Source organism: Allobosea sp. TWI1241, from assembly GCF_039673065.1.
Lineage (GTDB): Bacteria > Pseudomonadota > Alphaproteobacteria > Rhizobiales > Beijerinckiaceae > Allobosea.
Map to the genome: position 1 here is coordinate 120351 of NZ_JBDJKW010000010.1, position 21159 is coordinate 141509.

The following is a 21159-nucleotide window of genomic DNA, read 5'->3' on the forward strand; positions in this document are numbered from 1 at the left end:
GCGCGGCTCAGGACGGGAAGCCGGCGGCGGCCTGCTGGAAGAAGCCGAGGACGCTGGCGCCGATCGTCGTGATGCTGGTCACGATCGCCAGCGAGATCGCAGCCGCGATCATGCAGTACTCGATCGCGGTGGCACCACGGTCGTCACGGCGGAAATCACGCGAAAGGGCGATGAGCGACTTCATGCCGGGACCGTAGCCGCCAAAGCCCGGACGATCGGTTAACCGGATCGCTTCAATCCGCGTCGACCGGCCTCCGGGCCGGTCGCTCGCAGATCATGGTTAATGCGCGGCGAACGCCAGCTCGGCGAAGACCGGCTCGACCTTGCCGCCCCAGGCGCCCTGCTGGCGCACGGCGAGGCGCTCGGCCAGCGTGCGGCCGCTGTCGGCGATCGCCTGGATCGGCTCCAGGAAGCGGGTCTCGTCGCGACCCTCGCCGTCGCGCCGGGCCCGGCGCGCGAGACCGTCGCGCGAGAGCGCCAGCACCTCCCGGGCGAGCTCGCGCAGCGGCCGGCCCTCGATACGGGCGTTGAGGCCGGCCTTCGGCACCGTGTCGCGCAGGCCCTGGCGGGCCTCGGCGCTCCAGCCCTTGACGATCTCCCAGGCAGCGTCGAGCGCGGTCTGGTCATAGAGCAGGCCGACCCAGAAGGCCGGCAGCGCCAGCAGCATGTCGGTCGGCCCGGCATCGGCGCCGCGCATTTCGAGGAAGCGCTTCAGGCGCACCTCGGGGAACAGCGTCGAGAGATGGTTCGCCCAGTCCGACATCGTGGCGCGCTCGCCCGGCAGCTGGGCCAGCCGGCCCGCCATCAGGTCGCGGAAGGAGCCGCCGGTGACGTCGTGATAGGTGTCGTCGCGCTTGACGAAATACATCGGCACGTCGAGCGCCCAGTCGACATAGGCCTCGTAGGACATCGCCGGATCGAAGGCGAAGGCGAGCATGCCGGAGCGCGCCGCATCGGTGTCCCGCCAGATCTCGGAGCGCATCGACTGGAAGCCGTTCAGCCGGCCCTCGGTGAAGGGCGAGGCGGCGAAGAGCGCGGTCGCCAGCGGCTGCAGCGCCAGCGAGACGCGCAGCTTGCGCACCATGTCGGCCTCGGTCGCGAAGTCGAGATTGACCTGCACGGTCGAGGTCCGGAACATCATGTCCAGCCCGCGCGTGCCGACCTTCGGCATGTAGTTCGCCATGATGGCGTAGCGGCGCTTCGGCATCACCGGCGTCTGCTCGCGCGTCCACAACGGCGAATGGCCGATCCCGAGGAAGCCGATGCCATGCGGCGCGGCGACCGCGCCGAGATCGGCGAGATGCCCGAGCAGCTCGGCTTCGGTCTCGTGGATGGTCTCGACGGGAGCGCCCGACAGCTCGAACTGCCCGCCCGGCTCGAGCGAGATTGCGCCGCCGCCCTCGGGGCCGGCGAGCCCGATCACATGTCCGTCATCGAGGATCGGCTCCCAGCCGAGCCGGTCCTGCATGCCGGCGAGCAGATCGCGGATGCCGCCGCTGCGGCCCGGGCCCGGCGCATAGGGAACCGGCGAGAGATCGTCGCGATGGAAGGGAAATTTCTCGTGTTCCGTGCCGATCCGGAAGGCGGACGCCGGTTTTTCGCCGGCTGAGATCCATTCGATGAGCTCGGCCTTGGAACCGAGAGGTGTCGAATCGGATACGTCGCGTGCCATGGGAGCTCCGGCAGGCAGGGGCCGGCGCCCCTTCCCCGGGCTGCGGCCGGGGATTTCAGGAAGACGCGCCGGATCAAGGCGTTCGAGCTGTTCCCGGCCTCAGGAGACTGCGTGCCGGGACGATGCGCTCATCGAAGCGCCAGACATAGGCGAGCACCGGACTTCCCACAACGACGATCCGCGCAGGATCAGACGGGAAATCGCGCATGGCGCGGCGGGGCTCAGGCCGCCCCGCGCAGGCCCTCCTCCTGCGGCCCCATATGGTGGCCATCGGCCCGCGTCTGCGAGGCCAGCCAGTCGACCACGGCGCGCATGCCGGCCGCCTGCCCGCCGGGACCCGCGCGGCCCTCTTCGAAGATGGCCAGCTGCGCGTCGGCGCTGGTGCCCTCGATGGCGATGCGGCGGCAGGCGGCGAGATCGCTGCTGCAGCCGAGGATCACGGCATCCTCGGCCAGCATGTCGAGCACCTCGTCGAGGACCTCGCGCAGGCTGCGCAGGCTGCGGCGCGACTCGCAGACGAAGCCGCCATGCAGGCCGTAGCGCTGGGCACGCCAGATATTCTCGGCCGCGATGGCGCGCGAGGCCGCGGTCAGCCCGGCATTCAGCGCCGGCTTGCGGGAGAGATGGCGCACCAGGCAGCGATAGAGCGCCGTGACGGCAAGCGTATCGTCGAGCCGCGTGCAGCTGTCGGCGACGCGCAGTTCCAGCGTCGGATGGTTCAGCGAGGGCCGGATCGCCCACCAGATGAAGCTGGCGTCGCGGATCGCGCCCGAGGCGACCATGGTGTCGACATAGGCGCGATAATCGGCGGCGTCGGCGAAGAGCTCCGGCAGGCCGGTGCGGGGCAGCTCGGCATAGGCGCAGAGCCGGTAGCCCATCAGCCCGGTGCGGCGCCCCTGCCAGAAAGGCGATGAAGTGGAGAGCGCCAGCAGCAGCGGCAGATAGGGCAGAATGCGGACCATGATCGAGATCCGCTCGTCCTCGTCGGGCAGCTCGACATGGACATGCAGCCCGCAGAGCTGGTTGCGGCTGCCGAGCATCTGCAGGTCGCGCATGATCGAATCATAGCGCCTGGCCTCGGTGACGCGCTGGTTCACCCAGACGGCGGTCGGGTGCGTGCCGCAGGCGAGCAGCAGCATGCCGTGCTCGCGGGCGATGTCGGAGAGCCCGGATCGCAGCCGCGAGAGGCGGGCGCGGGCCTGCTGCATGGTCTCGCAGACCGGCGTCGCGACCTCGATCTGCGATTGCAGCATCTCGCGCTGCAATTCGTCGGGAAAGGCGGCCTGCGCGGCGTCCATGAAACGCGGCGCGATCTTGCGCATGGCGCCGCGGCTGTCCGCGTCGGACAGAAAATACTCCTCCTCGATTCCGAAGCGATAGGCGTGGCTGGTCATGGCATCTCCCCCGTATCGAGCCATCTCGGCGAGTCGGCGCTCAGACTGATCGTCAATGAGTCGGAACTGCGACCGGGACAGCCCGACGGAAACGTATCGGCGAGGGACACGTTCCACCGCCGTCGCCATTCGCGCGGCGGCCGGCGGGCGGCATTCTGACGCAAGGTCAGCCTATGTCGGCCTGCCAGTCTCCGAGCACCGCCTGCACCAGGGCCAGGGCGGCGACCGCAGCGGTATCGGCCCGCAGGATGCGCGGACCGAGCGACAGACGCAACGTCAGGCCGCGTGCCATGACCAGCGCGCGCTCGGCCTCGTCGAAACCGCCCTCCGGCCCGATCAGCACGGCGAGCGGGCCGCGCGGCGCCTCGCGCAACGCCGCGACCGGGCTGGCGGAGGCCGCCGCCTCGTCGCAGAAGACCAGCAGGCGCTCGGGCTCGAGCCCGGCGAGCGCGGCCTCCAGCGGCTGCTCGGGCCTGATCTCGGGCAGAGCGAGGATGCCGCACTGCTCCGCAGCCTCGCGGGCATTGGCGGCGAGACGATCGAGATTGAGCCGCGAGACCTGGGTGTAACGGGTGATCACCGGCTGGAGCACGCCGGCGCCCATCTCGACCGCCTTCTGGGCCATGTAGTCGAGCCGGGCGTGCTTCAGCGGCGCGAAGAGATAGACCAGATCGGGCCGCCGCGTCTGCGGCCGCAACTGCCGGACCGGCTCCAGCGAAGCTTGCTTGCGGCCTTCGGCGTGCAGCGCGCAGAGCCATTCGCCGTCGCGCCCGTTGAACACGGCGACGGTGTCGCCCTCGCGCAGGCGCAGCACGTTGAGGAGATAATTGGCCTGCTCGCGCGGCAGCGGCAGCGCGACGCCGGCGGCCAGCGGGGCGTCGGAATGGAGTCTGTGCTTGGGCAATTCGCGCATCGCGGCCGCATACCTTGCTGTCGGGCCGCGAAAGTCGCCACAATCGGCGGCTAGGAGCAAGCCGGAAGATAGCGAATGCGGCACCGGCGCTTTGCGGCGCGCGGCGACGCTGTTATGGACAGTGCGCGCTGCAGGGTGGCGGCGCGATGTGTGATGCGGAGCGGGACGATGCGGCGATACGCGACCCTGAGGCTGGCGGCGGTTCTGACCGGCATGGGCCTTGTGTCCCCTGTGCTCGCCCAGGCCCCGTCCGGCTGCGAGAACATCCAGAAGCTGATGCAGGAGCGCCAGGCGCTGGTGCAGCAGCTCAACACATCCGGCAAGGGCAAGAAGAGGCTGACGCCGACCCAGGCCTGCAACCTGCTCGGCCGGCTGGTGAACAACGGCAACGCCACCGTGAAGTTCGCCACCGCCAACCAGGACTGGTGTCAGATCCCCGCCTCCTTCATCGACGGGCTGAAGGCCGACAACGAGAAGGCCGGCGGCTATCGCGGCCAGGCCTGCAACGCCGCCAAGCAGCAGGCGACACTGGAGCGTCGCGCCCGCCAGCAGGCGCAGCAGCAGAGCCAGAACCCATTCGGCGGGCCCGACGCGGTCACCGGCGGGCCGATGCGCGTGCCGCAGGGCGCGCTCTGACGCCGTCCGGGCAGGACGGTCCGGCATGACCAGGCGCGACGACCTCGCCCACGCCCCGCTGCCCGACGCGCTGAGCGGCCACTGGGTCGATACGCGCGCCCCGCAGGCGATCCGCCCCTATCTTAAGCTCGCCCGCATGGAGCGGCCGATCGGCTGGTGGCTGCTCCTGCTGCCGTGCTGGTGGTCGGCCTCTCTCGCCGCCGTCGCGGCCGGGCAGCCCTATCCGAACCCTTGGCACTGCCTGCTCTTCCTCGTCGGCGCGGTCGTGATGCGCGCTGCCGGCTCGACCTTCAACGACATCGTCGACCGCAAGCTCGACGCGCAGGTGGCGCGGACCCGCGGCCGGCCGCTGCCGTCCGGGCAGGTGAGCGCGCGGGCCGCGGCGCTTTTCATGGTGGGGCTGTCGCTGGTCGGGCTGCTGGTGCTGCTGCAGTTCAACCGCTTCACGGTCGCGGCCGGCATCGCCTCGCTCGGCATCGTGGCGATCTATCCGTTCATGAAGCGGATCACCAACATGCCGCAGGCGGTGCTCGGCCTCGCCTTCTCCTGGGGCGCGCTGCTCGGCTGGAGCGCGGTGTTCGGCAGCCTCGCCGCGCCGGCCTACCTGCTCTATGCGGCCGCGATCCTCTGGACCATCGGCTACGACACGATCTACGCGATGCAGGACATCGAGGACGACGTCCTCGCCGGCATCAAGTCCAGCGCGCGCTATTTCGGCGACTGGATGCAGCAGGCGGTGGGGCTGTGCTTCGCACTCGCCGTCCTGCTGGTCGCCCTCGCCTGCCATGCGGCCGGCGGCGGCGTCGCGGCCTATCTCGGCGTCGCCGGCTTCGCGCTGCATCTCGGCTGGCAGGTCAGGCGCCTGTCGGGCGTCGACAGCCCGACCGCGCTGATGCTGTTCCGCTCCAACCGCGATGCCGGACTGATCCTCGCCGCCGGCTTCGCGCTGGATTCCATCCTCCGCCATCTGGCCTGAGGCGGCGCCGCTGCGTCAGCCGGAGAGGATTTCGCCGCTGACCATCACGGGGCGCTCGGCGAGCCGCCCGGTCTTGCGCCGGGTCAGGAAACGCGGGCGCCGGCCGGCGAGCAGCGCATAGCGCCGCCGGATGCGCACCGGGCCGAGCGCGACGCGGCCGAGCTGGGGATAGGGCTCGCTGACGCTGCCGTCCTCGGTCTCGAGCAGCAGCGGCAGGCCGCTCGTGCGCCCGAAGGAGCGCCAGGCCGCCACCGCCTCGTCCTCGTCGAAGACCGCGACGGTGACCGAGCGGCCGTCGCCCGCCGTCAGTGCCAGCTGGCAGCGCGTGTCGGCCTCGCCGTCGTCGCCGGCGAGCCGCAACGCCACGCCGCGCCAGCCGGCGCCGCCGCGCAGGATGCGCACGGGGCCGACCCGTTCGATACGGGGCGTGTCGGCGGTCGCAGCCCGCCTGGTGTCTGTCTGGTCGGTCGCGCCGCCGGAGATGATCGGCTGGAAGCCGAGCTCCCCGGCGGCCGTCGTGACGCTGGCCATCGGATTAACGCCTCTCTCTTGTCCCTGCTGCCCGGAGCCCTCTGTCGATGCGGGGCTCTCGTGCTTGCCTGGCGAGAGTTGGCCGGCGCGGCTGTCCGAGCGCTTAAGAGCTTGGGTTAAACAAAGGTATCGGGCGGGTTTCGGGGCGTTTCGGGCCGGGTTTCCGGCGTGATGCTTGACGTTTTCTTTCGCTGGCCTGGCGCATTTTCCCCTTGTGCCGCCATCGGCAGGGATCATAACGGGGCCATGACCGCAGCCAGCCCCTCCCCCGCCGCGCGGGCGCTCATGCCCGCCATCCGCGCCGCCTGCCTCGAAGCCGGGCAGCTGGCGCTGGATCTGTTCCGCCCCGGCGCGCAGACCGCCGCCCGCACCTGGTCGAAGGCCGGCGGTTCGCCGGTCACCGAGGCCGATATCGGCGTCGACACCTTCCTGCATGTGCGCCTCGCCGCCCTGCTGCCAGAGGCCGGCTGGCTCTCCGAGGAGACCGCCGACGACAGGCTGCGCCTGTCGCGCCGGCTGGTCTGGGTCGTCGATCCGATCGACGGCACGCGCGCTTATATGGCAGGCTCGCCGGACTGGGCGGTCTGCGTCGCGCTGCTCGACGAGGGCAAGCCGGTGCTCGGCGTCGTTCATTCCCCGGCCTGCGACGCCAGCTACGAGGCTTTGGCCGGCGGCGGCGCCACCCGCAACGGCACGGCGATCCGCGCCAGCGCGATCAGCGACCTCGCGCGGGCGCGCCTCGCCGGCCCAAAGCCGATGCTCGACGCATTGGCGCGGCAGCAGCCCTTCGTCGCGGTGGACAAGATCCCTTCGCTGGCGCTGCGCCTGACCCGGATCGCCGACGCCAGCATCGACGCCGGGCTGGTCTCGCCCGATTCGCGCGACTGGGACCTGGCGGCCGCCGATCTCGTCCTCTCCGAGGCCGGCGGCCGGCTCAGCACCGCCGATGGCGGGGCGGTGCAGTACAACCGGCCGACGCCGGTGCACGGCACGCTGCTGGCCGCGGCGCCCGGCCTCGTCTCGCCCCTGCAGGAAGCGGTGCAGGCGCTGCGCGGCACCCCCGGCACCGGCTGACGCCCAAGGCCCGGGCGACTTGCCCGAAAGATCGACGCGGCGGGGCCAATCGCCCCTCGCGCCTGGGGCATGGATGGCTTATCTGAGCAGCCGACAGGCGCAGCGACGTACCGGCCGGAGCGGTTTCCGGGCGGCGTCCCGCCCTCCCCGGCTTCGGGGAGCCCCGCATACCTCATCGGAGGGAGTTCATGAGCGACGGTCAGGCCGGTAAACAGCTGCTCCATCTCGTCATCGGCGGCGAGCTGAGCGATCTGGAGGGCGTCGAGTTCAAGGACCTGTCGAAAGTCGACATCGTCGGCGTCTACCCGGATTACGCCACCGCCTACACCGCCTGGAAGGCGAAGGCGCAGGCCACGGTCGACCAGGCGCAGACGCGCTATTTCGTCGTCCACCTGCACCGGCTTCTCGACCCTTCCACCATCAAGAACTGAGCCGGAACGGCCGGCCGCCCGATGGGATTCTCGCTGCTGAAGACACGGTTCGCACAGGAAGCGCTCGGGCGCGGCCTGGCCTTCTATCTGCGCCTCGTGCGCCGGACGAACCGCTTCGTCGTCGAGCCGGCCGACATCTATGAGCGCGTCCGCCCCGAGCTGCCGCTGATCATCGCGATGTGGCACGGCCAGCACATCATGATCCCGTTCGCGCGGCCGGACTGGATGCCCGCCTGCTCGCTGGTCTCGCGTCATGGCGACGGCGGCTTCAACGCCGTGGCGCTGCGCGAGCTCGGCATCGGCGCGATCCGCGGCTCGGGCGCCATGGGCAAGAAGGTGCGCGAGAAGGGCGGCGCGCCGGCCTTCCTGGCGATGATGCGCCGGCTGGCCGCCGGCGAGTCCATGGTTCTGACAGCCGACATTCCCAAGCGGGCACGCGTCTGCGGCGCGGGCATCGTCGCGCTGGCACGCACTTCCGGCCGGCCGATCCACCCGATCGCGGTGGTGACCAGCCGCCGCATCGACTTCAAGAGCTGGGACCGCGCCTCGATCGGCCTGCCCTTCGGGCGCGGCGCCATCGTCGTCGGCGAGGGCATCACCGTGCCGCGCGACGCCGACGAGGCGGCGCAGGAGGCGGCGCGGCTGGCGGTCCAGGATGGGCTCGACGCCGTGCATGCCCGGGCCTATTCGCTGATCGGCGCCCGCGATCCGGGGGCCGGCCTGCGCGAGGCGGCTGCGGCGGGGCAACGGCCATGATCGCGCGCGGCTTCCTGGTCAACGCCTATCGCACCCTGTCACGCCTGCTCGAGCCGGCGGCCGCCGCGCTGCTGCTCTGGCGCCTGCGCCGCGGCAAGGAAGACCCGCAGCGCCTCGCCGAGCGGCGCGGGCACGCCAGCGCCGAGCGTCCGCAGAAGACGCTGGTCTGGCTGCACGGCGCCAGCGTCGGCGAGACGGTGACGCTGCTGCCGCTGATCGACCGCCTGCAGCGGCGCGGGCTGGCGGTGCTAGTGACGTCGGGCACCGTGACCTCGGCGAAGCTGCTGTCGCAGCGCCTGCCGGCCGGGGTGATCCACCAGTTCCTGCCGCTCGACGTGCCGCGCTATATGCGCCGCTTCCTCGACCATTGGCGACCCGATCTCGGCCTGATCTGCGAATCCGAGATCTGGCCGAACCTGATGATCGAATCCGGCAAACACGGCGTGCCGCTGGTGCTGGTCAACGCGCGCATGTCGGAGCGCTCCTTCCAGCGCTGGTACAGGTTTCCGAAGACGGCGCGCTACCTGCTCTCGGGCTTCGAGCGCTGCCTGGCGCAGACGCAGGAGGACGGGCAGCGCCTCGCCCAGCTCGGCGCGCCGCGCGTCAGCATCGCCGGCAACCTGAAATTCGACGTGCCGGCCCCGCCGGCCGCGCCCGAGACGCTCGCCCTGCTCGACGGGCTGATGGCGGGTCGCCCTGTCTGGGTCGCCGCCTCGACCCATCCGGGCGAGGAAGAGGACGTGCTCGCCGCCCATCTCGGCGTCAAGGCGCATCTGCCCAAGCTCCTGACCATCGTGGCGCCGCGCCATCCGCATCGCGGCGAGGAGGTCGCGGCGCTGGCGCAGGTCAACGGCGTCAGCCATGCGCGCCGCTCGCTCGGCGAGCTGCCGGAGCGCGATGTCGAGTTCTACATCGCCGACACGCTGGGCGATCTCGGCCTGTTCTACCGCCTCGCGCCCGTCGCCTTCATCGGCGGCTCGCTGGCGCCGATCGGCGGCCACAACCCGATCGAGCCTGCCAAGCTCGGCTGCGCCCTGCTGCACGGCCCGCTGGTGCACAAATCCGCCGACCTGTTCGCCGCCTTCGACGCCGGTGGCGGCGCCAGGCAGGTGCAGGACCGGCAGGAGCTGGCCGGCGCGGTGCATCGCTGGCTGAGCGATCCGGCCTCCGCCAGACAGGCCGCGCGCGCCGCGGCCCAGACCAGCAGCGAGCTCGGCGGCGCCCTCGACCGCACAGTCCAGGCGCTGGAGCCGCTGCTGCTGCGCGCGGTGATCGGCCAGCGCGAGAGCGACGCATGAACCTGCGCGCGCCGGGCTTCTGGTGGCGGGCCGAGCCCGGCCTCGGCGCCCGGCTGCTGCAACCTCTGGGCGCGCTCTACGGCGCCGCGACGCTGGCGCGGATGGCCCGGCCCGGTGCCGATGCCGGCCTGCCGGTGATCTGCGTCGGCAATCTCGTCGCGGGCGGCGCCGGCAAGACGCCGACCGCGCTCGCCGTCGCAGAGCGGCTGACGGCGCTCGGCGAAACCCCCTTCATCCTCAGCCGCGGCTATGGCGGGCGCGAGCCCGGCCCGCTCCGCGTCGATCCTGCGCGTCACGGCGCCGGCGATATCGGCGACGAGCCGCTGCTGATGGCGAGCCGCTATCCCGTCGTCGTCGCACGCGACCGGCCCGCCGGCGCGGCGCTGGCGCGGGCGGAGGGCGCCACGGTCATCGTCATGGACGACGGGCTGCAGAACCCGTCGCTGCGCAAGGATCTGCGCCTGGCCGTCGTCGACGGCGCGGTCGGGCTGGGCAACGGGCTGTGCCTTCCCGCCGGCCCGCTGCGCGCTCCGGCGCAGGCGCAGCTGGCGCGGATCGATGCCGGCATGGTGATCGGGGCCGGCGCGCCCGGCGACGCCTTCACCCGCACCGCCATGGCCGGGGGCCATCCCGTGCTGCACGCCGTGATGGCCGTGCCGGAGGCCTTGCAGGCCAGGCTCGCGGGGCTTGCGGTGATCGCGGCCTCGGGGATCGGCCGGCCGGAGAAATTCGCCGCCACGCTGACGCAGGCCGGCGCGCGCATCCTCATCGAGCGGCGCTTCGGCGACCATCACGCCTACACCGCGTCGGATGTCGCGGCGCTGATCGCCGAGGCGCGCCGGCACGACTGCGCGGTTGCGGTCACGGAAAAGGATGTGGTGAAGCTCGGCCCGCTCTGGCCGCAGGCCGAGCGCGACAGGCTGGTCCCGGTGCCGGTCGCGCTCAAGCTGAGCGATCCCGCCGCGCTCGACGCGCTGCTGCGGCGTGCACTCGCCGGCCGCGCAACTTCCGGGCGAGATCGCCGGCTGCGTGGCGCCTGAGCGCCGACGTAGGAAGTTACTAGGGCCGGCCGCCGCGCTTAACCCGCTCCAGAACGGCCTCCGGCGAGGCATAGGCCTCCTGCCATTCGGCCGACCAGTAGCGCAGATCCTCAAGGCGGATGGCCGCCCCCGTGACGGCGCAGCGCACGAAGGCGCCGGGCTTGCGGACCTTGAAGTCCCCATCGCCATAGTCGAGCTGCGCTTCCGTGCCGAGGGAGGGCTGGCGCTCGTTGATGTTCATCGGTTCGTCCGCATCGCAGGGGCGACGGTCGCGCGCGACCGCCCGTCTCGCCGGCCTAGATAGGCCGATGCCGGCACGACCGCAACGCGGGCAAGGCGGCGGACCAGGCCGCGGCCGGCGTTGGCGATCCGATAACCTCTTGTTCCAGAAGCGGTTGTGCGCATTCCTGGCTTCTGCGATAGCGTAGGGCGATGCTGGAACGCCTGTGCCATCTCGCCTGCCTGACCCTGCTCGCGCTCGCACCGCTGCCCGCGGCCGCGGCGGGCTCGCCGAGCTATGAGCGGGTGAGCATCGGCTCGGCCGGCGACGAGCAGCGGCTCGACGGCGTACTGTTCCGCCCGGCCGGGCGCGGCCCGTTCCCCGCCGTGGTGGCGCTGCACGGCTGCGGCGGGCTCTGGCGGCAGGACGGCAATCTCTCCGCCCGCCATGCCGACTGGGCCCAGATCCTGACCGCCGCCGGCTATGCCGTGCTCCTGCCGGACAGTTACGGCTCGCGCGGCCTCGGCTCGCAATGCGGCGTGCGGGACATCTCCGTCCGGGCGAGCCGCGAGCGCGTCGGCGACGCGGCGAGCGCGCGACGCTGGCTGCAGGGCCAGCCGGGGATCAAGCCCGACGCGATCTCGCTGCTCGGCTGGTCGGGCGGCGGCGCAACCGTCCTGGCCGCGATCCGAAAGGACCGTCGCCCTGCGGACGGCAAACCGGATTTCGCCCGGGCGGTCGCCTTCTATCCGGGCTGCCGCACCCAGCTCGAATCCCGCGACTTCGCGGCGCGCCTGCCGGCACTGATCCTGATCGGCGAGGCCGACGACTGGACGCCGCCGACGCCCTGCGACCTGCTGGCCAAGGCGGCGCGCGCCCGCGGCGAGCCGGTCGAGCTCGTGCTCTATCCGGGTGCGGTCCATGATTTCGACCATCCGCGGCTGGCGTTGAAGCAGCGCAAGGACATCGCCTTCTCGGCGACGGGAACCGGCAGCGCCACGGTGGGCACCCATCCCGAAGCGCGCGAGGACGCCATCCGGCGGGTGCGGGCCTTTCTCGGCGCGCCCTGAGGCCGCGGCGCTATTCGCCAGCGGCGACCGCGACGGTCGGCCGGTTGCCGAGCAGCGACATCGCGATGTCCTGGGCGAGGCAGGCATAGCCGGCATCGCTCATGTGGAACCGGTCGCCGGCGAGCGCGGCCATGAAGCCCTCCGCGTCACGCTCGTACCATTCGCGCATCGCGGCATAGCGCGACAGCACCGGCACGCCGGCGCCGCGCGCGATCTCGGCGATCGCCTCGACATAGCTGCGATAGCGCGCCGTCTCCTTGATGCCGGGATAGAATTGCGGGTCAAGCACGACCATGCGAGTACCGGCCGCCCTGGCCGCGCCGATGCCGTCGGCGACCAGCTTGCGGAAGGCTTCGAGGTCGCCGCCGGTGACCGCGTCGTTGGTGCCGACCTGCCAGATCACCAGATCGTAGCGGGAAGCGGCGAGCGCTGCCTTGAGGCGCTGCAGGGTCTGCGGCGCGATCTCGCCGCCGATGCCGGCATTGACCATGTCGATCTGGCGGCCGGAGAGCCCGTCGCGCAGCAGCACGGCCAGGCGCGCCGGATAGGTCTTGTCGCCGCCGCTGGCGCCGACGCCCTCGGTCGAGGACGAGCCGATGGCGAGGATGCGCAGCGGCCGCACCACGCCCTGCCAGCCGGTCGCCACCGAACCCGCAGCGGGATCGGCCGCGATGATGGGGCGTGGACGGCAGACGAAGGACGCCGCCATGGCGGAGGAAGACGCGAACAGCGGTCCCAGCAGGAGGACGGCGCAGGCGAAGGCACAGGCATGGGCCGTCCGGAACCAAGTCCGCATCTAGGGCATCCCCCAACCGCGATCATCGTCGCTTAGCGGGCGTTTCCTGAATGCCTCCTGAACGGCCGGAAAAGCCCCTCGCCGGCCGCTATCATGCTCAGAACAGGTCGCCCTGCGTCCCGCCGGACGACGGCTTTCGCACCGAGGGACGGGCCGGCGGGGCGCCGCCGCCGGGCACGACGACGCCGAAGGCGCCATCGGCCATGGCAACGCTCAGCGCCATGCCGGGGCGCGCCGCGGCGGCGCTGCGCAGCAGCGTGCCGCTCTCGTCGCGCACCAGCGCATAGCCGCGCGCCAGCACCGCCTGCGGACCGAGCGAGGACGCCAGCGCCCAGAGCGAATCGAGCCGGTCGCGCCGGCGCTGGACCTGGCGGGCGAAGGCGGCCTCGGCCCGGCCGGCCACCGCCTCGACCCTATCGGCCGCGCGGGCGACACGGTCGCGCTGGCGCTGCACCAGATTGGCGCGCGCCGCCGCGAGGCGCTTGCCGAGACCGTCGAGCCGCTCGGCATGGGCGGCGAGGCGTGCCGCCGGCGACTGGCCGTGCAGCCGCCGGTCGAGCTGGGCGAGACGCTGCTCGTGGACGCGGGCATTGCGTGCCAAGGCCGGGCCGAGCTTGGCGGCGGCGAGGTCGAGCCGCTGGCGCGGGCCGGCGAGCAGCGCCTCGGGCGCCGGCAAGGCGCGCGCCAGCGCCCGCAGATCGGCCCGGCGGCGGTCGGCGAGGCGCAGCATGCCGTCGCGATGGCGGCGCGCGAGATCGGCGACGAGGGCGAGCAGTTCGGCACGCACCGGCACGACCTTCTCGGCCGCGCCGGTCGGCGTCGGGGCGCGCAGGTCGGCGGCATGGTCGATCAGGGTGACGTCGGTCTCATGGCCGACCGCGGAGACCAGCGGGATTGTCGAGGCGGCGGCTGCGCGCACCACGGCCTCCTCGTTGAAGCCCATCAAATCCTCGAGCGAGCCGCCGCCGCGCGCCAAGATGATCACGTCCGGCCGCGGGATCGGCCCGCCCTCCGGCAGGGCGTTGAAGCCGGCGATGGCGGCCGCGACCTCGGCGGCGCTGGTCTCGCCCTGCACGCGCACCGGCCAGACCAGGACATGGCGCGGGAAACGGTCCTCCAGCCGGTGCAGGATGTCGCGGATCACCGCGCCGGTCGGCGAGGTGACGACGCCGATCACCCGCGGCAGGAAGGGGATGGGCCGCTTGCGCTCGGCGGCGAACAGGCCCTCGGCCGCCAGCCGCTTGCGGCGCTCCTCCAGCAGCGCCATCAGCGCGCCGATGCCCGCCGGCTCCAGCGAGTCGATGATGATCTGGTAGCTCGACTTGCCGGCGAAGGTGGTGATCTTGCCGGTGGCGATGACCTCCAGCCCTTCCTGGGGCTTGGTGCGCAGCCGGCCGAACACGCCCTTCCAGATCACCGCGTCGATCTTGGCGTTGGCGTCCTTCAGCGAGAAGTAGACATGGCCGGAGGCGACCGGGCCGCGATAGCCCGAGATCTCGCCGCGCACGCGCACGAAGCCGAAGGCGTCCTCCAGCGTGCGCTTCAGCGCGCCGGAGAGGTCCGAGACCGACCATTCCGGCGCATTGCCGGCGGGAACTGACGATTCGCTGTCCATGGCCGAAGCTTAATCGCAGGCGGGCGCCGGCAGAAGCGTTGCCCCCGCAGCCCGCGGCCGCTATTGCGCTGGCTCAGACGCGGCGGCGCGCCCGGCCCCGCCCTCGTCCGGGCGCTCGCGCGCAAGCCGGGCGGAGGCGATGCGGCCGGCGCCACCCAAATTTCGAGCGGAACGAGGCTGCGATGAAGATTCTCCTGATCGGTTCCGGCGGCCGCGAGCATGCCCTCGCCTGGGCGATCTCGGCCTCGCCGCTCTGCGACAAGCTCTTCATCGCGCCGGGCAATCCCGGCACCGCCGCCTGCGGCGAGAACGTCGTCGTCGACGTCGCCGACCATCAGGCCGTCATCGCCTTCTGCCGGCTGATGGCGATCGACTTCGTCGTCGTCGGCCCGGAGGCGCCGCTGGTCGCCGGCATCGTCGACGATCTCGCCGCCGCCGGCATCAAGGCGTTCGGCCCGTCCGCCGCCGCAGCCCGCCTCGAAGGCTCGAAGGGCTTCACCAAGGAGCTCTGCGCCGAGTTCGCGATTCCCACCGCCGCCTTCGCCCGCTTCTCGGACGAGACCGCGGCGAAGGCCTACGTCGCGCAGAAGGGCGCGCCGCTGGTGATCAAGGCCGACGGCCTCGCCGCCGGCAAGGGCGTGGTGATGGCCGAGACCCGCGAGCAGGCCGACGAGGCGCTCGCCATGATGTTCTCCGGCGGGCTCGGCGAGGCCGGCGCCGAGGTGGTGATCGAGGAGTGGATGATCGGCGAGGAGGCGAGCTTCTTCGCGCTCTGCGACGGCACGCATGCGCTGGCGCTCGCCTCGGCGCAGGACCACAAGCGCGTCGGCGACGGCGACACCGGGCCGAACACCGGCGGCATGGGTGCCTATTCGCCCGCACCCGTGATGACCGCGGCGATGGAAGAGCGCGTCATGGCCGAGATCGTGCGCCCGACGCTGGCCGGCCTCGCCCAGCGCGGCACGCCGTTCAAGGGCGTGCTCTTCGCCGGGCTGATGATCACCGAGCAGGGCCCGAAACTGATCGAATACAATGTCCGCTTCGGCGATCCGGAATGCGAGGTGCTGATGCCGCGCCTCAAGAGCGACATCCTGCCGGCGCTGATCGCCGCCTGCGACGGGGTGCTCGGCTCGATCGATCTGCGCTGGTCGCAGGAGGCGGCGCTGACCGTGGTGCTCGCGGCGAAGGGCTATCCGGCGGCGCCCGAGAAGGGCAGCGTGATCCGCGGCCTCGACAAGGCCGAGGCCCGCGACAAGGTCATGGTCTTCCATGCCGGCACCGCGCTGAAGGGTGCCGATCTCGTGGCCAGCGGCGGGCGCGTGCTCAACGTCGTGGCGCTCGGCGCCAGCATCACCGAGGCGCAGCAGCGCGCCTATGAGGCGGTCGACGCGATCGACTGGCCGGGCGGCTTCTGCCGGCGCGACATCGGCTGGCAGGCGGTGCGGCGCGAGCAAGAGGGCTGAGCCGCGCCGCCCTGCGGTTTCGCGCGGCGGCCATGCCGGAAAACCCCGATCCACTTTGCGGCGCCGTGCTCTAGACTGGCGCAAAACCGGAGAGGGAGCGACGCCGCCATGACCAATCTCGACACGCTGTTTCCCGGCTTCGAGGCGCGCTGGATCGACGGGCCGGCGGGGCGCATCTTCGCGCGCGTCGGCGGCGAGGGCCCGCCTGTGGTGCTGATCCACGGCTTCCCGCAGACCCATGCCGAATGGCACGTCATGGCGGTAGCGCTGGCCAGGACCCATACCGTCGTCTGCCCGGACCTGCGCGGCTATGGCTGGTCGTCGGCGCCGCATGGCGACGGCGGCCGCGAGACCTACACCAAGCGCGCCATGGGCCAGGACATCATCGCGCTGATGCGGGCGCTCGGCCATGTCCGCTTCGCCGTGGTCGGGCACGATCGCGGGGCGCGCGTCGGCTACCGGCTGGCGCTCGACGAGCCGGGCAGCGTCGCGCGGCTGGTGCTGCTCGACATCATCCCCACCATCGCGATGTGGGAGGGCATGAACGCGGCGCGCGCCATGCAGGTCTATCACTGGACCTTCCTGGCCCAGCCCGAGCCCATCCCCGAGAAGCTGATCCAGGCAGATCCGGCCGGCTGGCTCGACCACACCATCGCAAGCTGGACGCGCGCCAAGGAGCTGAAGGCGTTCCACCCGCTGGCGCTACGCTCCTATATCGACTCGTTCAACGATCCCTCGCGCATCCATGCCGCCTGCGAGGATTATCGCGCCGGCGCCACCACCGATGTCGAGCATGACCGGGCCGACCTCGACGCCGGGCGCAAGATCGCCTGCCCGGTGCTGGTGCTCTGGGGCGAGGCCGGCATTCCGGCCAAGGGCGAGAGCCCGCTCGCGATCTGGCGCGGCAGCTTCGCGCCGCAGGCCCAGGGGCAGGCGATCGCCAGCGGCCATTTCCTCCCCGAGGAGAACCCGGCCGACACGCTGGCCGCCGTCGAGCCCTTCCTCGCCGCCGCGGACTGACGGCCGCCGCCGGCGCTGTCATCCTGCAGCCATCGCCGCGCGCCAGAAGCGAGCCATGCCGAGCCTACCCGACACGCCCTCCCCCGCTCGTCAGACGCCCGAGATCGTGCTGGTGCTCGGCTCCGGCGGCGCGCGCGGCCTGAGCCATATCCCCGTCCTCGAGGCGCTCGACGATCTCGGCGTCAGGCCGGCGCTGATCGCCGGCTCCTCCATGGGCGCGATCATCGGCGCCGCCTATGCGGCCGGCCTCTCGGGCGCCGAGCTGCGCGCCCATGTCGAGGCGACCTTCCGCGACCGCGCCCGGGTGATCGCGCGGCTCCTGGAGGCGCGCGTCGGCAAGTTCGCCGATCTCTGGCGCGGTTTCGGCAATCCGGTGCTGCTCGACGGCGAGCGCCTGCTCGACCTGTTCTGGCCGAGCGCAGTGCCGGACCGGTTCGAGGACCTCGCCATCCCCTTCCTCGCCGTGGCGACCGATTATCACCTGCACGAGGAGGTGGTGCTCGGCACCGGCCCGCTGACACCTGCCGTCGCCGCCTCGCTGGCCATTCCCGGCCTGGTCCGGCCGGTGACGATCGGCGGGCGCGTGCTGATCGACGGCGGCGCGGTCAATCCCCTGCCCTATGACCGGCTGCTCGGGCCCGGCCGGCTGGTGCTGGCGGTCGATACCAGTGCGCCCGCCACGATCAGCGACAGCCGCGTGCCGGAACCGCTCGAGGCGATCGCCGGCGTCTCGCAGATCCTGACGCGCGCGCTGGTGCAGCGCATGGTCGAGCGCCGCCCGCCCGACCTGCTGATCCGGGCCGGCGGCGACGGCTTCGGCGGGCTCGACTTCTTCCGCGCCAGGGCGATCCTCGACGCGGCGGCACCCGTCCGCGAGGAGGTCAGGCGTAAGCTCGGCGAGGCTCTGGAACGGGCTGGCTGACCGCGTCGGCATCCTCGCAGCGGAAGCCCGGCAGCGCGGCCGAGAGCGCGGCGCGCCCGGCCGGCGTCAGCGTCACGGCCCGGCCCTCGCGCGGCCGCACCACCCAGCCGGCCTCGAAGCAGCGGCAGGCCAGCGCGGCGGCAAGCGAGCCCGCCAGATGCGGGCGGCGTTCGCTCCAGTCGAGGCAGGGGCGCAGCGGCGCGCGCCGCCCGCGCGCCACATCCGGATCGATGCCGAGCGCCGCGAAGGCCTCGCGCCCGCCTGCCGACAAGCCGTAGCCATCGCCGGCGGCGACGAGATGGCCCTGCGCCATCAACGCGTCGTGGATCGCGACGCCGAGGCGGCCGGCGAAATGGTCGTAGCAGGTGCGGGCGCGGGCGAGATCGGCCTCGACGCGCACCGTCAGGCGGCGGCGCCCCGCCTGCCCGGCCGCCAGCACCATCATGCCTTCGAGCGCGGCCGCGACCTCGGGTCCGGCGAGGCGGAAATAGCGATGGCGCCCCTGCGCCGCGACGGCGAGCAGGCCGCCCTCCAGCAGGCGCGCGAGATGGCCGCTCGCGGTCTGCGGCGCGACGCCGGCGAGAAAGGAGAGCTCCTTCGCGGTGAGCGCCCGCCCGTCCATCAGCGCCTGCAGCATGTTGGCGCGGGCCGGATCGCCGACCAGATGCGCGATCTGCGCGAGATAGGGGCCGTCGGCCGCCATGGCCTGATCCTCCGATGAGAGCGCCATCATGGCGCGATCGCTCATGCGGGCAAGCAGGGACACTACGGCGCCGGCCGTAGTGTCCGCGGCAGACAGGGCGCGCTGCGGCTGGCAAGAGAGGGATCGCGAGACGAAGAGCGGCCGGACGGCGAGGCGGGACGCGACATGGACCAGAGCACGCAGTTCCTCGTCATCGGCGCGATCTTCGTGCTGGCCGGCTTCGTCAAGGGCGTGATCGGGCTCGGCCTGCCGACCATCGCGGTCGGCCTGCTCGGCGTGCTGATGTCGCCGGCCCAGGCCGCGGCCCTGCTCGTGATCCCGAACCTGGTGACGAATAGCTGGCAGCTGCTCGGGCCCAAGCTGCCCGCGATCGCCCGGCGACTCTGGCCGATGCTGGCCGGAACCTGCGTCGGCACCTGGGCCGGGGCCGGCCTGCTGGAGAAGGCCAGGGACGGCTCGGCGACGCTCTGGCTCGGCCTGGCGCTTATCCTCTACGCGCTGGTCGGCCTCAAGGCGGCGAAGCTGCGCGTGCCGGCCGGCTGGGAGGCCTGGCTCGGCCCGCTGGTCGGGGTGCTGACGGGCGTCGCCACCGCCGCGACCGGCGTCTTCGTGCTGCCGGCCGTGCCCTATCTGCAGGCGCTGGGCTTCGACAAGGACGAGATGGTGCAGGCGCTCGGCCTGTCATTCCTCGTCTCGACGCTGGCGCTCTCGCTCGGCCTGATCGGCGCCGGTGCGCTGGACTGGCACGTCGCCGGCGCCTCGGGGCTGGCCCTGCTGCCGGCGCTGGCCGGACTCTGGGCCGGCCAGATGCTGCGGGCGCGCATCTCGCCCGCGACCTTCCGGCTCTGCTTCTTCGCGGCCCTGCTGGCGCTCGGCGTCTATCTGGTGACGCGGGCGACGCTTCAGGCCGCCTGAGCGCCCGCCTGAGCGCCCGCCTCAGCGGCGGGCATAGGCGACGCGGCGGCTGCGCTTGTGGCCGTACCAGTTGGCCTGGCGCTCGCCGACGTCGACATGGACGAGCCCGTTCGAATAGGCGCCGACGCCGCCGATGCTGGCCATGGAGCGCGCCACGGCGGCCGCCTTGCGCGGCGAGGTGCCGAGCGGCCGGAAATCCACGGCCTTGCCGCTGTAGTGCAGGGAGTTGCGGGCATGGCGCCCGCCGCAGGTCGAGGTGATCTGGATCGGGCCGATCCGCTCGATCAGTTCCTTCAGCATCGCCAGCGTCTCGGGCTTGAGGCAGGCGAGCCCCTTCACCTGGGGCTGGAACGCGATCTTCTCGAGCGGGAGGTTGGCAAGGGACGCAGTGGACCAGAAGGCCGCGATGACCGCGACCGACGCAACATGACGCATGACTGTACTGAACCGATGACCAGAGATGGGAGGGGATACCGGAACCACCAATCCTTGGTCTGGCCCAGCAACGCGCCGAGGCATCTACGCATCGCAAAAGGCGAAAACATGGCACGCCGCCAGCATAGAAACCGGACTTTCCGATTACATCTTACGAACGCGCCAATTCACCGAAATCAACTAAAAAATAGAACGATCGTCTTCCACGCGGAAGCGTCAAACGCGCCGAATACATCGAATCGATGAACATCCGGCCGCGCGCCGTAAGGGTCACCGGCGTTCGCGGAAGAACTCGCGCAGCAGATCGGCCGCCTCGCGCTCGCTCAGCCCGCCATAGACCTCGGGCGCGTGATGGCAGCTCGGGCTGGCATAGAGGCGCACGCCGTTCTCGACCGCACCGCCCTTCGGGTCGGAGGCGGCGAAATAGAGCCGGCGGATGCGGGCGAAGGAGATGGCGCCCGCGCACATCGGGCACGGCTCGAGGGTGACATAGAGATCGCAGCCGATCAGCCGCTCGGAGCCGATCGCCTCGCAGGCCATGCGGATGGCCAGCGTCTCGGCATGGGCGGTGGGGTCCTTCAGTTCGAGCGTGCGGTTGCCGGCGCGCGCCAGCACGCGCCCCTCGCGCATCACCACCGCGCCGACCGGCACCTCGCCGCGCCCCGCCGCCGCCCGCGCCTCCGCCATGGCGAGTGCCATCGGCGCAGGCGCTGCGGACATGGGATCGATGCGCTCTGCGTCGACGGATACCATCGCAGCCTCGTCTTTTGCCGCTCGCGGCGCGGCGCCGGCCCTGCTACAAGCGCCGGCTACGACCTGATTTCGAGACGACGAGCGTCCCGGCCCGCGCAAGCGGCGCCTCTGGCGACGCGCCCGCTCGCTGGAGCCATCATGAGCGACGACAACAACCAGAAGAACCGGGGACCGCGCAAGGGCGGCGGTGGCGGCAAGGGCGGCGGCGGGCGCGACGGAGGCCCGCGCGACGGTCGCCCCGGCGCACGCGGCCCCGGCCGTCCTCCGATGCGCGGCCGCGACGGCGACGAGCGGCCCCGCCGCGACGGCCCACCGCGCTTCCGCCCCGATGGCGAGCGTGGTCCCGCGCGCGAGCGCTTCGGCGAGCGCCCGGCCGGCCCCGGCCGCTTCCCGCGCAAGGATGGCGACAGGCCGCGGCAGGACCGCGACGAGGGCGCGCGCCCGGCGCGTACCGGACGCTCCGAGGGCGGCTATGGCGGCGGCGAGCGCCCGGCCCGGCCGCCGCGCAGCGGCGGTGAGCGCGGCC

At 72.2% G+C, this 21159-nt stretch carries 23 protein-coding genes and 1 pseudogene; 13 read left to right on the top strand and 11 right to left on the bottom strand.

The features are described from left to right. Positions 1 to 7 precede the first annotated feature (7 nt). The 4 genes from ABE438_RS14310 to ABE438_RS14325 form a co-directional block, all read right to left on the bottom strand. Positions 8 to 184 (bottom strand): Flp family type IVb pilin, encoded by a 177-nt coding sequence (locus ABE438_RS14310; RefSeq protein WP_346503307.1) that lies wholly within the window; start codon positions 182 to 184, stop codon positions 8 to 10. 96 nt (positions 185 to 280) lie between these two features. Then, positions 281 to 1672, bottom strand: coding sequence for a glutamate--cysteine ligase (locus ABE438_RS14315; protein ID WP_346503308.1), 1392 nt, complete (start codon positions 1670 to 1672; stop codon positions 281 to 283). 221 nt (positions 1673 to 1893) lie between these two features. Next, positions 1894 to 3066 carry a carboxylate-amine ligase gene (locus ABE438_RS14320; RefSeq protein WP_346503309.1) on the bottom strand — a complete coding sequence of 391 codons (1173 nt, stop codon included), beginning with the start codon at positions 3064 to 3066 and terminating at the stop codon, positions 1894 to 1896. A gap of 166 nt (positions 3067 to 3232) precedes the next feature. Beyond that, the gene (locus ABE438_RS14325; RefSeq protein ID WP_346503310.1) at positions 3233 to 3979 is read right to left on the bottom strand and encodes a 16S rRNA (uracil(1498)-N(3))-methyltransferase; all 747 of its coding nucleotides are present in this window, start codon (positions 3977 to 3979) and stop codon (positions 3233 to 3235) included. 168 nt (positions 3980 to 4147) lie between these two features. On the opposite strand from ABE438_RS14325, the gene ABE438_RS14330 reads away from it, so the two are divergent. Beyond that, positions 4148 to 4615, top strand: coding sequence for a hypothetical protein (locus ABE438_RS14330; RefSeq protein WP_346503311.1), 468 nt, complete (start codon positions 4148 to 4150; stop codon positions 4613 to 4615). Between the two features lie 25 nt (positions 4616 to 4640). Further along, positions 4641 to 5591, top strand: coding sequence for a 4-hydroxybenzoate octaprenyltransferase (gene ubiA, locus ABE438_RS14335; protein WP_346503312.1), 951 nt, complete (start codon positions 4641 to 4643; stop codon positions 5589 to 5591). Positions 5592 to 5606: 15 nt separating this feature from the next. Here the strand turns inward: ubiA and ABE438_RS14340 are convergent, their stop codons facing one another. Next, a complete protein-coding gene (locus tag ABE438_RS14340; RefSeq protein WP_346503313.1) occupies positions 5607 to 6122 on the bottom strand; it encodes a DUF6101 family protein in 516 nt (171 codons plus the stop codon). A 246-nt stretch (positions 6123 to 6368) separates the two neighbouring features. Between ABE438_RS14340 and ABE438_RS14345 the strand changes: the two genes are divergently transcribed. The 5 genes from ABE438_RS14345 (at position 6369) to lpxK (ending at position 10721) form a co-directional block, all read left to right on the top strand. Beyond that, a complete protein-coding gene (locus tag ABE438_RS14345; protein WP_346503314.1) occupies positions 6369 to 7196 on the top strand; it encodes a 3'(2'),5'-bisphosphate nucleotidase CysQ in 828 nt (275 codons plus the stop codon). Positions 7197 to 7384: 188 nt separating this feature from the next. Further along, positions 7385 to 7627: a DUF4170 domain-containing protein gene (locus ABE438_RS14350; RefSeq protein WP_346503315.1), complete on the top strand. Its 243-nt coding sequence runs from the start codon at positions 7385 to 7387 to the stop codon at positions 7625 to 7627. Between the two features lie 21 nt (positions 7628 to 7648). Then, complete coding sequence (locus ABE438_RS14355) at positions 7649 to 8383, top strand: lysophospholipid acyltransferase family protein (RefSeq protein WP_346503316.1); 735 nt, start codon at positions 7649 to 7651, stop codon at positions 8381 to 8383. Beyond that, entirely contained in the window at positions 8380 to 9681 is a 1302-nt protein-coding gene (locus ABE438_RS14360; RefSeq protein ID WP_346503317.1) for a 3-deoxy-D-manno-octulosonic acid transferase, read from the top strand. Before ABE438_RS14355 ends, ABE438_RS14360 begins: the two co-directional genes overlap by 4 nt. A gap of 2 nt (positions 9682 to 9683) precedes the next feature. Beyond that, positions 9684 to 10721: a tetraacyldisaccharide 4'-kinase gene (gene lpxK / locus ABE438_RS14365; RefSeq protein WP_465248621.1), complete on the top strand. Its 1038-nt coding sequence runs from the start codon at positions 9684 to 9686 to the stop codon at positions 10719 to 10721. 19 nt (positions 10722 to 10740) lie between these two features. Here lpxK and ABE438_RS14370 read toward each other — a convergent pair whose 3' ends face one another. Continuing rightward, entirely contained in the window at positions 10741 to 10962 is a 222-nt protein-coding gene (locus tag ABE438_RS14370) for a DUF2093 domain-containing protein (RefSeq protein WP_346503319.1), read from the bottom strand. Positions 10963 to 11153: 191 nt separating this feature from the next. Here ABE438_RS14370 and ABE438_RS14375 point away from each other — a divergent pair, with 191 nt between their 5' ends. Next, positions 11154 to 12011 (top strand): dienelactone hydrolase family protein, encoded by an 858-nt coding sequence (locus tag ABE438_RS14375; protein ID WP_346503320.1) that lies wholly within the window; start codon positions 11154 to 11156, stop codon positions 12009 to 12011. A gap of 10 nt (positions 12012 to 12021) precedes the next feature. Here the strand turns inward: ABE438_RS14375 and ABE438_RS14380 are convergent, their stop codons facing one another. Continuing rightward, positions 12022 to 12807, bottom strand: coding sequence for an SGNH/GDSL hydrolase family protein (locus ABE438_RS14380; RefSeq protein ID WP_346503321.1), 786 nt, complete (start codon positions 12805 to 12807; stop codon positions 12022 to 12024). Between the two features lie 97 nt (positions 12808 to 12904). Beyond that, positions 12905 to 14422, bottom strand: coding sequence for an exodeoxyribonuclease VII large subunit (xseA, locus tag ABE438_RS14385; RefSeq protein ID WP_346503322.1), 1518 nt, complete (start codon positions 14420 to 14422; stop codon positions 12905 to 12907). A gap of 182 nt (positions 14423 to 14604) precedes the next feature. On the opposite strand from xseA, the gene purD reads away from it, so the two are divergent. From purD to ABE438_RS14400, 3 genes are all read left to right on the top strand, one after another. Next, a complete protein-coding gene (gene purD, locus ABE438_RS14390; protein ID WP_346503323.1) occupies positions 14605 to 15885 on the top strand; it encodes a phosphoribosylamine--glycine ligase in 1281 nt (426 codons plus the stop codon). A gap of 108 nt (positions 15886 to 15993) precedes the next feature. Next, positions 15994 to 16905, top strand: a complete 912-nt coding sequence (locus ABE438_RS14395; protein ID WP_346503324.1) for an alpha/beta fold hydrolase — start codon at positions 15994 to 15996, stop codon at positions 16903 to 16905. A 55-nt stretch (positions 16906 to 16960) separates the two neighbouring features. Beyond that, complete coding sequence (locus ABE438_RS14400; RefSeq protein ID WP_346503325.1) at positions 16961 to 17827, top strand: patatin-like phospholipase family protein; 867 nt, start codon at positions 16961 to 16963, stop codon at positions 17825 to 17827. Here ABE438_RS14400 and ABE438_RS14405 read toward each other — a convergent pair. Beyond that, positions 17787 to 18575 carry an ArsR/SmtB family transcription factor gene (locus tag ABE438_RS14405; protein WP_346503326.1) on the bottom strand — a complete coding sequence of 263 codons (789 nt, stop codon included), beginning with the start codon at positions 18573 to 18575 and terminating at the stop codon, positions 17787 to 17789. The two genes, ABE438_RS14400 and ABE438_RS14405, sit on opposite strands and share 41 nt — an antisense overlap. 120 nt (positions 18576 to 18695) lie before the next feature. Here ABE438_RS14405 and ABE438_RS14410 point away from each other — a divergent pair, with 120 nt between their 5' ends. Then, the gene (locus ABE438_RS14410) at positions 18696 to 19445 is read left to right on the top strand and encodes a sulfite exporter TauE/SafE family protein (RefSeq protein WP_346503327.1); all 750 of its coding nucleotides are present in this window, start codon (positions 18696 to 18698) and stop codon (positions 19443 to 19445) included. A gap of 21 nt (positions 19446 to 19466) precedes the next feature. On the opposite strand, the gene ABE438_RS14415 is transcribed toward ABE438_RS14410, so the two are convergent. Together ABE438_RS14415 and ABE438_RS14420 are read right to left on the bottom strand one after the other, a co-directional pair. Further along, positions 19467 to 19880 (bottom strand): peptidoglycan L,D-endopeptidase MepK, encoded by a 414-nt coding sequence (locus ABE438_RS14415; protein ID WP_346503328.1) that lies wholly within the window; start codon positions 19878 to 19880, stop codon positions 19467 to 19469. A gap of 270 nt (positions 19881 to 20150) precedes the next feature. Beyond that, positions 20151 to 20600, bottom strand: a complete 450-nt coding sequence (locus ABE438_RS14420; protein ID WP_346503329.1) for a nucleoside deaminase — start codon at positions 20598 to 20600, stop codon at positions 20151 to 20153. A 171-nt stretch (positions 20601 to 20771) separates the two neighbouring features. Here ABE438_RS14420 and ABE438_RS14425 point away from each other — a divergent pair. Next, positions 20772 to 21159, top strand: a pseudogene (locus tag ABE438_RS14425) (hypothetical protein); the annotation flags it as partial.

Coding starts and splice junctions, on each gene's coding strand:
- ABE438_RS14330 (WP_346503311.1), top strand. CDS start 4,148: ATGCGGCGATACGCGACCCTGAGGCTGGCGGCGGTTCTGACCGGCATG.
- ABE438_RS14340 (WP_346503313.1), bottom strand. CDS start 6,122: ATGGCCAGCGTCACGACGGCCGCCGGGGAGCTCGGCTTCCAGCCGATC.
- xseA (WP_346503322.1), bottom strand. CDS start 14,422: ATGGACAGCGAATCGTCAGTTCCCGCCGGCAATGCGCCGGAATGGTCG.
- ABE438_RS14415 (WP_346503328.1), bottom strand. CDS start 19,880: ATGCGTCATGTTGCGTCGGTCGCGGTCATCGCGGCCTTCTGGTCCACT.
- ABE438_RS14350 (WP_346503315.1), top strand. CDS start 7,385: ATGAGCGACGGTCAGGCCGGTAAACAGCTGCTCCATCTCGTCATCGGC.
- ABE438_RS14360 (WP_346503317.1), top strand. CDS start 8,380: ATGATCGCGCGCGGCTTCCTGGTCAACGCCTATCGCACCCTGTCACGC.
- ABE438_RS14420 (WP_346503329.1), bottom strand. CDS start 20,600: ATGTCCGCAGCGCCTGCGCCGATGGCACTCGCCATGGCGGAGGCGCGG.
- ABE438_RS14410 (WP_346503327.1), top strand. CDS start 18,696: ATGGACCAGAGCACGCAGTTCCTCGTCATCGGCGCGATCTTCGTGCTG.
- ubiA (WP_346503312.1), top strand. CDS start 4,641: ATGACCAGGCGCGACGACCTCGCCCACGCCCCGCTGCCCGACGCGCTG.
- ABE438_RS14380 (WP_346503321.1), bottom strand. CDS start 12,807: ATGCGGACTTGGTTCCGGACGGCCCATGCCTGTGCCTTCGCCTGCGCC.
- ABE438_RS14395 (WP_346503324.1), top strand. CDS start 15,994: ATGACCAATCTCGACACGCTGTTTCCCGGCTTCGAGGCGCGCTGGATC.
- purD (WP_346503323.1), top strand. CDS start 14,605: ATGAAGATTCTCCTGATCGGTTCCGGCGGCCGCGAGCATGCCCTCGCC.
- ABE438_RS14355 (WP_346503316.1), top strand. CDS start 7,649: ATGGGATTCTCGCTGCTGAAGACACGGTTCGCACAGGAAGCGCTCGGG.
- ABE438_RS14405 (WP_346503326.1), bottom strand. CDS start 18,575: ATGAGCGATCGCGCCATGATGGCGCTCTCATCGGAGGATCAGGCCATG.
- ABE438_RS14320 (WP_346503309.1), bottom strand. CDS start 3,066: ATGACCAGCCACGCCTATCGCTTCGGAATCGAGGAGGAGTATTTTCTG.
- ABE438_RS14400 (WP_346503325.1), top strand. CDS start 16,961: ATGCCGAGCCTACCCGACACGCCCTCCCCCGCTCGTCAGACGCCCGAG.
- ABE438_RS14325 (WP_346503310.1), bottom strand. CDS start 3,979: ATGCGCGAATTGCCCAAGCACAGACTCCATTCCGACGCCCCGCTGGCC.
- ABE438_RS14375 (WP_346503320.1), top strand. CDS start 11,154: ATGCTGGAACGCCTGTGCCATCTCGCCTGCCTGACCCTGCTCGCGCTC.
- ABE438_RS14370 (WP_346503319.1), bottom strand. CDS start 10,962: ATGAACATCAACGAGCGCCAGCCCTCCCTCGGCACGGAAGCGCAGCTC.
- ABE438_RS14315 (WP_346503308.1), bottom strand. CDS start 1,672: ATGGCACGCGACGTATCCGATTCGACACCTCTCGGTTCCAAGGCCGAG.
- ABE438_RS14310 (WP_346503307.1), bottom strand. CDS start 184: ATGAAGTCGCTCATCGCCCTTTCGCGTGATTTCCGCCGTGACGACCGT.
- ABE438_RS14345 (WP_346503314.1), top strand. CDS start 6,369: ATGACCGCAGCCAGCCCCTCCCCCGCCGCGCGGGCGCTCATGCCCGCC.